The following is a 13572-nucleotide window of genomic DNA, read 5'->3' on the forward strand; positions in this document are numbered from 1 at the left end:
AGGCCTTCTAATTTATGGGGCGCGTAAGAGCGCATCTATCGCCCGTTGACGCTACCTATGGCCGTGCTGTAGATCGATTTATAAATGTCGTGGGGCCAGTTATGGAAAATATAAGACTGATAATTTGGGATCTTGATGAGACTTTTTGGGAAGGGACGCTGACTGAAGGCGGCATCCGTTACAATCAGAAAAGCCACGATATAGTGATTGAACTCTCAAAACGAGGCATCATAAACTCCATCTGCTCCAAAAATGATCTTGAACAAATAAAGCCGATCTTGTCTGAACGTGGGTTATGGGAATATTTCGTGTTGCCAAGCATAAATTGGGAACCGAAAGGGCAACGTATCGCCAAGCAAATTGAACTGTTCCAACTCAGACCAGAGACTGTTCTTTTTATTGATGACAACCCAAGCAATCTTGGTGAGGCATTGACATTCGTTCCGGGCATTCAAGTTGCCGACGAAAAAATCATCAACTCTCTTTTGGATGATCCAAGGCTAATCGGAAAAAACGACAGCAGCTTATCACGGCTACAGCAATACAAAGTCCTTGAACAAAAACATATCGCAAGCGAGATCCATGCCAACAACCCTCGATCATTCTTGCTGGACAGTCAGATTGTTGTAGAAATCGATCACGATTTGATCGGCAATGAAGACAGGATCATTGAACTCATCAATCGTACAAACCAACTGAATTTCACCAAAAAAAGACTGCCCGAAAACATTGAAGAAGCACGCCTTGAACTTCGCCGGCAAGTGTCTCCATTCAGCGTGCAGGGTGGAGTTGTAAAAGTTAAAGACCGATACGGAGACTATGGAGCAGTTGGTTTCTATCTGATGAAGACAGATGGATACGGATCAAATCTGCTGCATTACTGTTTTTCCTGCAGAACACTGAATATGGGTGTTGAAGCTTATATTTATCAACTTCTTGGCAAACCAAAGCTAAACGTTGTCGGCAAGGTGCTGACCGATCTCGATCAGCATAGGCCGGTAGATTGGATCAATTTGGATCCGACAGGAAAAACGGAAGACGTTATAACAACCGCCCCGGTCGTTGCACGCGGTGGATGTGATTTGAGTGCAATCACCCATTACTTCACTCTCTCGTCACCGAGCATAGCATCTGAACTGGTGACCGTCAGAGCTGGCATCGATATCCGCTTCGATCATTCTCTCATGCTTCATTATTGCATGCATCCACCCAAAGATGAGGTCCTTGATGAACTGGTAAAGCTCGGATACCAGGAGGAGGATTTCAGAACAAAGCTTGATACCGGCGGCCCAAGCATTCGCCTTCTTGGCCTTTGGGGAGATGCAAATTTCCAAGTCTATCGTCACAAAAGGCTTGGGTTTGAAACAGTGTTGTCATTGGTTGGAATTTCCTGGGGCGCCAATCTTATTGCGGCGAATCCCCAACATGTTCTTTCCCTGCTCTCTTCGGATGAAGCGCGTACCGCATATGAGCATTTGCGAGAAAATTACGACTGCGTTGGAATGATCCCTTTTGCAAAAACCAGAGATACAATTTTGGAATTTGCAGAACTCGTTCCTGAGGAAGAGCAGATTATAATTCTCATGGCGAACGAAAACACGTTTGGCTTCGAAATTTACGCTGACGATGCAAAAAGAAATTCTGAATTAAATTCCGCAATAAGATCAGCAAGTGAAAATAGCAAAAAAATAAAAATAATAAACACAATGAAATATATTTATGGATCTGGAGACATTAGAGATCTAAATCATTTTGATAGGAATGTTTATCACAACATATATAAAAATATAAATGGCAACTTAATTTGAACTAAATTGCCATTTATTTGAAATTTATTTACTCATGAAGATGAGGCCGCCTTCAAAGCGGCCACTTCAGCTGCAAGCTGCTGTATGGCTTTAATCATAGGGGCAATAAGCTCATCATAACCGATAGACTGGATATCAAGACCTCCCTTAAGAGTATGGTCTTGATATCCGCCAAAGTCGACGCCGAGACCTGTACAGGCAGCCAAGACCTCTTGGGCGATAAGGCCATGGTGATATCGTGTGCGGACCTTCGAACCATCTTTGACCGGCGACGAAAGCCACGCAGCACGAGACGCCTGCACAGTTTTCAGATCGGCAAGATATGTTGCCATCGCCGTCTCGTAAGCAGCCATGGCATCTGTGCTTTCCGGCTCAATAGGCATTTCAGGTGGTGTCGGCAATGGATAAAGCTCATCCAGATAATCGATACGCAAGTCCCATTTGTAATCGACAGGGCGTAGCGCATTGATAAAGGCAAGACCGAGTTCGGTATCGCGGATTTCCGCCTTATCACGTTCATCAGAGCGGTTTTGCACGGTGCCATAAACATATGTCGTGGTGCTGCTATTGCCCAACTGAACCTGATTCGAACCAGTCACACCTGCCTGATATCCAAGCGCAGAGGAATTAGTGTAATCACCGTCTCCACCAGCCTGAGACCCAACCAATGTGTTCTGTGAACCGGTTATAATTGATGGCCCAGATGCATAGCCAAAAAAGCAGTTGTTATTACCGTTGGTCGCATTAAGACCAGACTGGAACCCCACAGCAGACGATCCGGACTGTGTTGTCGCGCTCTGCATGGAGGCCGACCCAACGGCCGCATTCTGGATGCCCGTTGTCAAATAACGGAGAGAAAAGGCACCAAATGCCGAGTTATTTCCTGCAGTAGCAGTATTGAGAGCATATGCACCAAAAGCGGAATTTGACGAAGCGCTTACCAGCGCATACAGCGTCCCGTATCCGAATGCCGAATTATTGTTCCCGGATACACTCGCCTGCATAGACTGATAGCCATAAGCAGCATTGTTGATGCCTGTCGTGTTGGCCTTCATAGACCAATACCCAAATGCGCAATTGAAATTCGCAGTGTTCACCTGCAATGCATCGTAACCAAACGCGCAATTGTAGCTAGCGGAGTTGCCATCCGCTGTTGCGGTGTTGCTGGCTGTTCCCGCCAAAGCACCTAGCCCCACCGCCGTATTGTCTTGGCCGGTTGTAATATTCATGCAGGCATTCATGCCGACGCCAGTGTTGCCACCGCCAGTCGTCAGTTCTTGCCCGGACCAAGAACCAAGCATGGTGTTGTACGAGCCAGTGGCATTGGCCGGGGTAAAATCGTCTTTCCCCATCGCGCCATGACCAAGGGCAACATTACCGCTGCCAGATGACACAGCACGACCGGCATTAGAGCCGATCCCCGTATTGTAACTCGCAGTTTCGACATCCGATAGCGCATTGCATCCAACAGCAGTATTACCATCTCCGGTAACGGTGAGAGAACTCAGCGTCTTATAGCCGAAGGCAGTATTTTCCGGTGCGTTGGTCTCATTCTGCAATGCATACCAGCCAAAGGCGGTATTAAATTTATTGTTCGCATTCAGATCGGCATTCGTAGCATCAAAATTGCCGGCTTTTGATGAAAGATTGCTATATGTCGAACTTGAGGATAATGCGGATACAGCTTGAGCATCAGCCGCACTGGTGGCTGCAGAGGATGCTGATGCTTCTGCCTGGGCAACAAGCGCGCTCACATCCTGATCGTTGAGCGTTCGCGCTTCGGTGCTTGCGCTGTTGACGCGAAACCAGATGTCCATGCCAGCCGTCAAAGCGCTGGCATTGTTGCCACGATTGGTTTTCAGCGTAAGCGCCGAGCCGCCATTGATCGAGATTGTGATAGGCGCCGATGTCGTGTCACGAAAAAGCGTAAAAGCAACGATCATCCAATCGGACACCGGAACTGGTGTCGTGATCTGAATGGCATTGGCCGTGCCAGCGCCCGCGTCTTCACCCGGAACGAATGAATAAGGCAACGGGCCAACTTTGGTCCAGGTATCGGCTGCTGGGTCAAGCACATAAACGCCGGTATTGGACCCGTCGAACAGCCACGCTGAGCGCGGTTCAGAAAAGGAAGATGCCGCCGCGTTCATCGTCGCAAGCGATGTGTAAATCAGGCCGCCATTGGTCGTGAAAGCATTCATGACCGTTTCATAGGACGTCAGGAGCGTCCGGATTTCCGATTTTTGCGGCTGTGTCGGGTCAAGAACGGGGCCGTCTGCATAAACGGTGGCAGCATTCGGGGAAAAGGTCATATGATGTCTCCACGACAAAAACCCCGCTGAAAGCAGGGCAAAATGTTGCGATGTGCGGGGTGTCAGAGAACGGTGAAACTGCCGGTGGCGGCCGGGTCGCTCTCAATGCCGGACACATTCACCGATGCGATCCAGCCGTAATAAATGCCGGAAGAGAGCGTCCGGCTTTCGGAATAGCTGTTATTGGCCGAGCCATAGACCAGCGGCCCCTCGAACGAGGCAGATGAGAACACATTGACGGTGTTCACATAGATTTTGCCGCTGCTGTAATGGGTGTCGTTCGGCGCAGTCCAAGAGAAGGTGGCTTCACCAGTCCCGCCCGTGGCATCGACATTTGTCGGCACGGCCGCCGCGACGGGATCGGAAATCGTGCTGACCGAATAGGTGGCAGACCAGTCCGAATATTTGTTCTTGGTGTTGAAGAAAGCGGCCTGCACTTCATAGGTCGCATCACCCGCCAGACCGCCGATGGTGGCCGTCAGATAACCATCGGCAGGGTCGACATTGTCATAGGTGATATTGGCGCTCCAGCCGCCTGCCGTGCCGCTGCCATCGTCAGCAAGGCGATAGCGCAGCGCCAGCGTCCATGCGTCATTTTCCGGATCGACCACCTTGACGGTCAGATTGGCATAACCGCTCACAGTATAGGATGCCACGCTGTAGATGGTCGGCGTGTTCATGTTCGCAGCGTTAGGCTTGTCCGGCACCGGTGGTTGCGCGCCCTCATCAGTGGCAGGCGTCCAGGCGTCAATATTGTCGGGCTGCCGGATGAAATCCATCGTGAACCCTCCCTTGTTCAAAGCCAGAACGGAGCGCTTGTTCTCGATCAGCATGCCATCATATCGCGGCAGTCCAAGCGGTGTGGAAAGCCGAACCCAACGGGCATAAATGGCGTTGAGGCCAGATAGCCGAACATCGATGGAACCTTTGATTTTTTCCTGAACCCTGAGCCAGTCGCGCTTGCCAAGCATTCGTGCCTGCCGCCAATTGGTGCACCACGAATAATCGGCCTCTTTTGCCAGCACCCGGCCATCGACGGCCTGTGCGTCTTCATCTTCCCAGAAATCGGTATCGGATGATGTGTAATCGGTATCCGGATAGGTGAATTTCGGCACAAGTCGATTGCAGGCGTCCTGTGGCAGCGTGTCATGCTGAATGGCATAGCCAAGGATATCTTCATCCATGAGGGTGACGACGCGGCTCTCACGGAATTTTCCCACGGTGATCAGCACCGCGCCGTCACCGCGATAACAGATCCATCCATCGCAGGTCGCCAGAATGGCATTCATCCCGACTTTTGGATCATGCTCGGTCGTGTCCCATCCCGAACATTCATAGCGCGGGAAAGAGCCACCTGCTGCCGTAGCAATCGTTTCATCACAGATGTCAGCCTCTTCCTGCCACATGTCCAGAATCGGCAGGATGGCCTTCTTGTAATCCCGGCGTTCTCCATACGGATTGAAGCAAAGATGCCAAGCCAGGATCAGAACGCTGTTTTTCGACCAGGCCCATGTGCTGTCATTGTCTGGGTCTTGGCTGCTGTCACGAAAATCCCAGACGAAGGCCCAATCACCCTCCGTGGTTAGCCGCGGCGCCCCATAGGGGAAACGGCTGGCCTGCAAGGATGCTTTCGTCTGCTGCGCCACAAAAGCCATTGAGGCCGTACCGTCAAGGCGGTGGTTCAGCGTCCATATGCCTTCCGCGCCCAGACCGTCAACGCCGGGATAGCCGTTGACGATATAATCATAAGGCGCTTCCGGCACGTTTCCGAGCCGGGTCCAGATTCTGACATTGTTTTCGTAAGGTTCTCCCGTATAGGTCAAAAACCCGTCCGATCCGATATGGTCCGTCACCTCATCGTCATGCAACCAGAAACGGTTGAACGAACGCACCTTGTGACCGCAAACCGCCTGCACGGCATAAAGCGCCTCGCCTTTCGCCTCCCAAAGCATATAGGCCCCAGCGAGACGGCAACGCCCAACCGCCCATATCCGATACGGGATGGCTTGCGTTACCGGAACTTTGCCGTCATCTGGTTTCGGCGGCTTTGGCGTCAGCAGCAGCTGCAATCCGATAGAGAGCGCTGTTGTGGCAATCGCCGAGGCGATGGCCGCCGTCGTGATTGTTGTTGCACCGATCGTCACCGATCCCGTCAAACCAATGGCCGTGAAAAGCGGCGTGAAGATCGGATCATATTCAGCCGGAGGCGATTTCAGCGACGTGCTCGACCATGCATCCATCGCCTGCACACGCCGATTGATTTCCGCGCTATCGTCGCCATCATGAACACCGCCGAAAATGCGTTCCGGGCGGGGCAGATCGAAAACAGCCCTCTTAACCTGCCTTGTCGTCATACCGGCAGCCTCCAGCAAGCAATATGCTCAGACCGGCGCACAACCACACCATGCGGTGCTATAGCCGCCCAGGCAGGGCCGAAGCGCACCACCCCGACAAGAGCGATTGCTGCCGTCGTCTCATCGTCCCCCGCCAGCATCCGGCAAAGACCGATATCGCCATCCTGTGGATGCTGCACACGGCGCGCGCCAACAGGGTCCAGATGCGCAGCCATGAAGGCGGCATGACCACCGGCGCGCTCAAGCAGTGCATGTGCCGCTTCTCTCGTGCGGTACGTTCCGCGCAGATCCGCAGCAGGGTCGATGCCGATCGCACAAAAGCACCAGCTGGCGGCGAAAGTCATGCAATCATCCCCGCGCGTGGCATCCGGCGCCCACGGTCCTGCACCACCCCACCGAAACCGGTGCGGCATATGAATAAATTCGTGAATGTTCATGATGCCTCAGTAGTTCGGCCACACAGGCTGCACTCCGCGCGCCAATCGCGCGGTCTGATCACAGCCAAGATCGCCAGGATATTGAGCCTGCTGTTGGGCCGGGGTCCATGTCGCATAAGACGGACGTGAGCGCGTGTCGGACCCTGTGGTTACAATCAGCGAAACCGTCATGCTGCGGTTGCTTGAACCGCTCGGCGCTTGACTGCCCTCCCCGGTATGACTGCACTTTCCCTGCCAGATCGGGATGGGATTGGTCAGGGGCTGGTAGTAATCATCCAATGTCGTCAGGGCGACGTAGAATTCCGAACCGCGCACGGAAGGAATGCTATCCAGCATATCGTTACCAGTTGCCGGATCGACGCCAGAAAGCGAAAACTCGACACTGTCCGCCGTGCCGTTGATCTGAGTTTCCAGCGTTGGCAAGCCATTCAGATAGCCAGCGCCGAGATAGACCGTTCCGGCTTCGTCAATGCTGTCGATCTGGGCCGGGATATCGTTGACGCCAAACCAGAGATGCAAGGCCGGGTCAGTCTTTACACTGGTGAAAATCCCAAGCTGATGCGACCCGCGCAACGCCTCGATGACGTTGGCCGGAAGATATTGGACCGAATAAGCCATCAGAACGCCTCAACGAACTGCAAAGTAGGCCTGGCGCTGAGAAACCCGCTGAAGCCGGTCGAAAGACTGAAATCCGGCGCGAATTTCATGACACACCGGGGCGCGGAAAACTCAACATAATCTCCAGCAGAAACCGCCTCCCGAAGCGCCGGGCCGATGGCGAGGGTGTAATCCCGATAGCTGAGATCAACACCACCAACAATCTCGGAACCTTGGGCTGATTTGCTGATCACCTCCCAATAGGCATATGCCCGCCATCCCTTTGTTGGATGGAGGATCGAAAACCAGTCCGACCATCGAAGATCGCGCGCCGCGCCATAAAGGCGAATACTCATTTGCCCAGCGCCAACCGATGCCGTTGAGAGCACCTTCCCGAAAACCGTGGCCTGACTGTAGCCAGATCCGTCAGAAAACAGCGAACCGTCGGAATGAGGAATTCCAGTGATAACCGGCCTTTTCCTGCCATTGATTGAGGGGAAAGGTCCGATATCCCGGTTGATGATCGGCACAGTGAAAAAACGGAACGAACCATTGCCACGCTGCGCGAGCCACTCAACGACTTCGTGCCGTTCCGTATCATCGCGCTCCAGAACGCAATCTGAATAGGTGCAACGCACATATCCGCCACCGGTGATCGCCATCGACACGGTTTGACCGGCCAGATTGCGGCCGCCCTCAACGGCGGAGGCAACCCTTTCGAAAAGCGCCTGTTTTGGCCGCAGGTAGGTAATAGGCACGAGCGGCTGGTTGACATAAACGGCCATGCCTTACCCCTTGTTTGCACTCCACGAGTTCCAGGCCGAACCCGTTCCACCACGCTCGTTCGCAATTTGCTGGGCCTGCAAGCCCTGCTGGACACCGCTGCTGATCAGATTTTGAAGGTGGCTGTCGCCATAGGCGTTCCCCATAATGGATACGGGAACGGTGACTGATCTTGCGCCCTTGCCGCCCTGTTGATTGCCGCCCATCATCTGTGCAGATTTGTTCGTGTTGAAGACCTGCGAGCCTTGCGGCAGGTTGACGAGTTCCGGCCCCCGCTCGCCGACAATGGAAAGACCGCCAGGGGCATAGTTCGTTCCATCAGCAAAATGAAACAGCGAACCGATGCTGGAGAACAGACTGCCGAGAAAACCTGAGCCAGAACTTGCCTTCGATGATCCGGAATATCCAAGAACGCTGCTCAATGTGGAATTTGTCTGGAATGAAGGACTTGTCAGGCTCGACCAGTTGAACGCGCTACCACTTCCACCCATGAGCGAAGACCCAATCTGCCCAAGACCGTTTCCGAATCCTGTCAGATTGTTCGCAGCATTTGAGGAAGCACTGGCAAGCTTGTTCACCGCATCGGCGGCAGTACCAGCACCCCCGCTATTGATCCCATCCCAGTTTCCAATCCCGGCTTTTTTTGCCCCATACCATGCGCTCCAGCCGTTCTGTTTGGCATAGTCGAGCGCATAATCAACACCAGCCGGGCCATTCTGGGCAAGCGCCGGGTCAAGGCCGGTCTTGTTCATGAAATCGTTGCCGAGACCGCCACCCTTATAAAGCTGGAATGGGCCATAGGACTGTTCCTGCACACCATTTTTGAAATATTGCGATTGCAGGTTCCAGCTGCTCAAACCGCCCTCCGATTTAGCAACAGCAAGCGCCGTGGTCGGATCAATACCGCGCTGCGCTGCGGCCTTGGCGATGTAAGATGCCACATCCGTATTTGCGGAGATATCGGGCAAAGCGGATCGGGTCACCGGAATGACCGAGGCCAAGCCGCTATAGCCACCAGCCGTGTTATTGTTTGCCGCCTTGCCGCCAAGTGCCGCGACAGCGGAACCGACTGCACCAATACCAGATGCGCCAGACGTGCCGCCCCCGATCGCGCTGTTGAAAACAACGCTCAGCAATTGAGAGAGCTGCTTTTGCGCCACATCCTGCAATGAAGACAGGAAGGTTTGAGCGAATGCTTTCCCAATATCGCCACCGCTATGGATGATGCTATTGGCAAGACTGGATGAGAACTGGTCTATGGCTACTTTCTGCTCTTGGCTTTGGAGTTCCTGGCGGACAAGCTTGGCATTATTCCCGCTCAGATCTTCGGGAAGCCCGTATTGGCGAAGCTTTGACACGACCTGCCGGTCAATGGGCGAAAGGCGTGCATCGGAAGCCTGCTGCGCCATGTCGGTATCGAATTTTCTCTGGTTCAGAAGATCGACATATTTTCCATATTCCGCCGTCTTCTGCTTGATCAACTCGATCTCTTTCTGATCAACCTCAGTACCGTTGCGCGCGGCCTCCATCTTCAGCTGGGAAATCAGCTCATATTCCTTGCGCAATGCCGCCGCCGCACCGCCAGTTCTGCCGATCAGGTCAAGTTCAAGCTGCTGATCGGCCAAGGTCTTGTCGAGGTTCATTACGCGGTCGCGTTGGGCGTCCGATAACTGCTTTTCAGCCTGAATGAGCGCCAGCGTTCCAGCCTGTTCGATCCTCGTTTTCCGCTGCTGTGGATTTTCGTCGTTGTTGTATTGAGCTGCAGCGGCGGACCGGGCAGCCGCAGCACGCTCTTGCGGAGAACGAGCATTGATGCCCTCAACAGATGCATCGAACCCTTGGCGTTGTCTTTGGGCAGCAATCCTCTGTCGGCTTTCATAGAGGGCAAGATTACCCATGTCGGCGGTATTCGTCGTACCCTGAGACAACAGCATTCCATTCGGGCCACGATCATTGAAGATCGCTCGTTGCGCGCGATCCATCTCCTGAATGGCCTTTGTGCCCTGCCGAAATTTCTCAACCAATAATGCAAGTTCATCCGCCTTCTTGGCGAACTTCGGATCAACTGCTGCGGCTTTGTAGAGGCTGTCGTAGAATGCATCAAAGTCCGGTCGACCGTTCTTTGCCTCGGCACGCAATCGGCGCAAAGCATCTTCAATCGGCTTGTAAGTGCTGGACACCACAAGATCATTGCCGCCATCCGTACCACCTCGAACGCGCCCAACGATGTTGCCGGTCTGCTGAAAGACATCATACTGAGCCTGATTGGTCGCGCTTCTGAGGACGCGAACATCGGCAGCCGATAGATATCCGAGCACGTTTGCGGTTTCTGACGCAAAGCCACGCGTCTTTTCCGTTAGCGCACCATACCTCTCATCAATGCGCTTCAACAGCGCATCATGCCGCTCCAAGGCATCGTCCAACTTCACCGTCTGAGTGGCGGCCGAGATCATGCTTGATCCAAACTGGATTGCCGCGGCGGCAGCCGTGGTCAGACCGATCGCAGCCAATGACACAGGGCTGGCAATTGCCGCGAAGCCAGCTGCAAGGCCGGTCAGCGCCTGCTTTGCCGATTGTCCGGCGAATGCCTGCGCCAATTGCGGGCCCTGCTGCAGCCCAACTGTCGTCGGGCTCATGAATGCCGCCGTTGAGCCGATATCGAAAAGCTGCGCGGCGATGTTTGAGGTCTGGAAATTGCTGTTCGCCGGGCGCTGGTGATTGGGCTGCACCGGCATCGGTGTGTTGCGCAGCTTCGCCATCTCTGCATTGAGGGAGGCAATCGACGCTTTTTGCTTCTCGATCATAGCAAGCGAACCGGATTGCGCAGCTTCCGCCTTCTTCTGCGCCACCGTCACTGCGATCAAGGAAGCCTCAAGCTGTTTATAAGCCGTGCTGGCTTCCACAGCGGATTGGTCCAGTACGGCAGTTGCCTTGGAAGCCCTGACCGCCGAAGACGTCATTGCATCAAGACGCTTGTCGATCGATGAGGCAAATCCTTCCAATCGACCCAGTGAACCGATAATCTTCTCCAGTGCCGGATTCAGGTCGGCGAAACCACGCGACATACGAGTGCCTGCACCGCTGACCTTCGCTGCCGCCTGCTCCGCCCTCGTAGCCGAAGATGTCAGCTTGTCGAGATCGGATGCCGCACTCGCCGCCTGACTGGAATCGATGGCAAAACCAAGCGTTGAAGTGGTCATGGGCTTTACCTTTTCGATGGGAAGAGCGCATCAAAGAGTTTGGATGTCAGCGGGCGGGATGAAACCTGATCCGCTGGCTTGCTGTCTTCGTCTCGTTTTTCGAAGTAGGTTTTCATCCGCAAGGCATCCATTCGCTCGATTGCATCGAGATGCCATGCCAAGGGCGAGATGTGCCGCATCTGAAACCATGCCTGGATTTGCGATGGTTGAAGCGGGTTGATCCCGTAGCCGGTGCCCTCTCTGGTACGATCCATTTTCCAGAACCATTCCCAGACATGGCGTCCGGCTGCGGGTATTCTTGGCTTTTTCCCGTTGAGCTGATCGCGTAAGGCCTTTTCAAGCCTGCGGATCAGCCCTTGATAAAAGACCCGCGCCGGTCAGCCTTGAACCGGACCTGATTTTCAATAATCGGATATTTCGTATAAAGCCGCACTGCATTTTCTTCGGAAAATGCCAGTGCCTCACCATCGACCATTGGCGGGATATTCCAGCCTTTCGTCAGCTTGGCGAGATAGAGAATTTGCCGGTTACGCAACATTTCCGGGCTATCGTTATCGAGATTGCTGTCCGATGCAGCCTGTTGTTCGATGATCCGGGACAGTTCTGCGCTTGCCTTGGCCGCGCGTGTGCTGTCCGGGCCGTAGATGTCGATGACAAGGCCCGTTGGCTTGTTGGTCGGGCCGATGATCTCAACGCTGATACCCTCCTCCTGAAGGCGCAGGTTTTCATCCAGGAGGGAGAGATCGATAAAGGCAATATCCTTGCTGGCCATTATTCACCCCCAACCGGAGCCACAACGATAACCGGGCTGTTGATTTCGAGATTGCCCTGAAGCAGACGGGCAGTATTGGCGCCGCCGCCATTTTCCTGCGCGCTCATCACCAGGGCGTAGAAGTTTTTCGTCCCGCCTGACGGCACGGTCGCCGCAGTATGCGTGCCGGACTGTGTGCCGCTGGTTTCAATTGCAGCCCCTCCAGCCGTGGCGGCAACGCTGAAGGCATCATCGGTCGGATCAACCACATAATAGGTCGTTCCAGCCGTCAGGCCCGTGGGAAGTGCACCCGTTGTGCTGAATTTCACGGGCGTGCCGGCGGCAAGGCCGTGGGCAGCCCACGAAATGACGCCGGGCGCTGCAATGGTAATCGTGACAGTTGATGTTTTGACGGGCGGAGCGTCGTCAAACAGGATTTTGAACGGATAATTGTAATCCGTTGCTTCGGCAGCAATCATGGCAATCTGGCCCGGATCTGTCGGCAGGATGATGAAATTGTTCTGCATCGATCCCGCGTTGCGCGTGCCTTTGCCCTTGAGCGTCCGACCGGAGGAAATGACGTCTTCGGAGATGAGCGTTGCGGTATCGCCAACGGCTCCCATCGTCTGCCAACCCTTGATTTCGGTCCAGGTGATCCCGGAGAAGGTGCTGACGTCGATGTCAGCATCATCGGGGACGGAACTGACGGCCGGGCCGATATAAATCTTGGCGCCGGCCACAGGATATAACTGAGCCATGATGACTATCCTTCATGTCTGATTGAGCGCTTGCCGAAGGCGCGAGTTAGGCAGGCCATCAGGCCGGAACTGGTGGGTAGCATCGCCAAAAGGCGGTGACCGGCACCTGGTGGTGGGTGTCGCCGGTCATAAGGTTGGCGAGTGCCGGGTCTTGGTCGATGCGGACTTGTGTGCCGCCGCGATAAAGCTTGGTGCCGCGCCGAAGGGCCGCCCTTACCTTCCCGGCGGCTTCGTAGGCATCGACGATTGCGCTGCCCTTTGGCAGCATGACGTTTGCCCGGACGAAGCCCTGTCGGATCGGGTCCATTTCAAGGGAAAGGTCCGTCTCGATAGAGGTGTTGAAGTGGATCTCGAAAGACACGAATTTGGTGCTGGTCGACGGCTCGAACGAAACACCTGGCAGCGCCTTTTGCCAGCCAGTCGGCAACGTCACGCCCTGAACAGCAACGAGCAACGCCTGATAGATGCTCTTTTCAATCGTGTCGGCCATCTGTTATCTGTTCTCCATGACCGATCAACCGCTCAGCGACAGCGAGATATATGCCCTGCTCGACAAGGCACATGACGTGTTC

Annotated in this window: 11 protein-coding genes; 1 reads left to right on the forward strand and 10 read right to left on the reverse strand. The window is 54.2% G+C overall.

What is annotated here, in order from left to right; all coding sequences use genetic code 11:
* The first annotated feature begins 14 nt into the window (after positions 1-14).
* Positions 15-1808 (forward strand): HAD-IIIC family phosphatase, encoded by a 1794-nt coding sequence (locus NAC44_RS11930; protein WP_250941016.1) that lies wholly within the window; start codon positions 15-17, stop codon positions 1806-1808.
* Positions 1809-1840: 32 nt separating this feature from the next.
* Here NAC44_RS11930 and NAC44_RS11935 read toward each other — a convergent pair whose 3' ends face one another.
* The 10 genes from NAC44_RS11935 to NAC44_RS11980 form a co-directional block, all read right to left on the reverse strand.
* Complete coding sequence (locus NAC44_RS11935; RefSeq protein WP_250941018.1) at positions 1841-4120, reverse strand: tail fiber domain-containing protein; 2280 nt, start codon at positions 4118-4120, stop codon at positions 1841-1843.
* Positions 4121-4182: 62 nt separating this feature from the next.
* Positions 4183-6474: a phage tail protein gene (locus NAC44_RS11940; protein ID WP_250941020.1), complete on the reverse strand. Its 2292-nt coding sequence runs from the start codon at positions 6472-6474 to the stop codon at positions 4183-4185.
* Positions 6471-6818 (reverse strand): DUF6950 family protein, encoded by a 348-nt coding sequence (locus tag NAC44_RS11945; RefSeq protein ID WP_250941022.1) that lies wholly within the window; start codon positions 6816-6818, stop codon positions 6471-6473. Before NAC44_RS11945 ends, NAC44_RS11940 begins: the two co-directional genes overlap by 4 nt.
* Positions 6819-6917: 99 nt before the next feature.
* A complete protein-coding gene (locus tag NAC44_RS11950; RefSeq protein WP_250941024.1) occupies positions 6918-7529 on the reverse strand; it encodes a hypothetical protein in 612 nt (203 codons plus the stop codon).
* A complete protein-coding gene (locus tag NAC44_RS11955; protein WP_250941025.1) occupies positions 7529-8293 on the reverse strand; it encodes a hypothetical protein in 765 nt (254 codons plus the stop codon). Before NAC44_RS11955 ends, NAC44_RS11950 begins: the two co-directional genes overlap by 1 nt.
* Positions 8294-8296: 3 nt before the next feature.
* On the reverse strand, positions 8297-11491 hold the full coding sequence (locus NAC44_RS11960; protein WP_250941027.1) for a hypothetical protein: 3195 nt from the start codon (positions 11489-11491) through the stop codon (positions 8297-8299).
* A 5-nt stretch (positions 11492-11496) separates the two neighbouring features.
* Positions 11497-11844 carry a phage tail assembly chaperone gene (locus NAC44_RS11965; RefSeq protein WP_420839927.1) on the reverse strand — a complete coding sequence of 116 codons (348 nt, stop codon included), beginning with the start codon at positions 11842-11844 and terminating at the stop codon, positions 11497-11499.
* On the reverse strand, positions 11841-12263 hold the full coding sequence (locus tag NAC44_RS11970; RefSeq protein ID WP_250941031.1) for a hypothetical protein: 423 nt from the start codon (positions 12261-12263) through the stop codon (positions 11841-11843). The genes NAC44_RS11965 and NAC44_RS11970 overlap by 4 nt, the downstream gene beginning before the upstream one ends.
* On the reverse strand, positions 12263-13000 hold the full coding sequence (locus NAC44_RS11975) for a hypothetical protein (protein ID WP_250941032.1): 738 nt from the start codon (positions 12998-13000) through the stop codon (positions 12263-12265). The genes NAC44_RS11970 and NAC44_RS11975 overlap by 1 nt, the downstream gene beginning before the upstream one ends.
* A gap of 58 nt (positions 13001-13058) precedes the next feature.
* Entirely contained in the window at positions 13059-13490 is a 432-nt protein-coding gene (locus NAC44_RS11980) for a phage tail terminator-like protein (RefSeq protein ID WP_250941033.1), read from the reverse strand.
* Positions 13491-13572 lie beyond the last annotated feature (82 nt).

It is taken from the genome of Allorhizobium sonneratiae, assembly GCF_023700755.1.
Lineage (GTDB): Bacteria > Pseudomonadota > Alphaproteobacteria > Rhizobiales > Rhizobiaceae > Allorhizobium > Allorhizobium sonneratiae.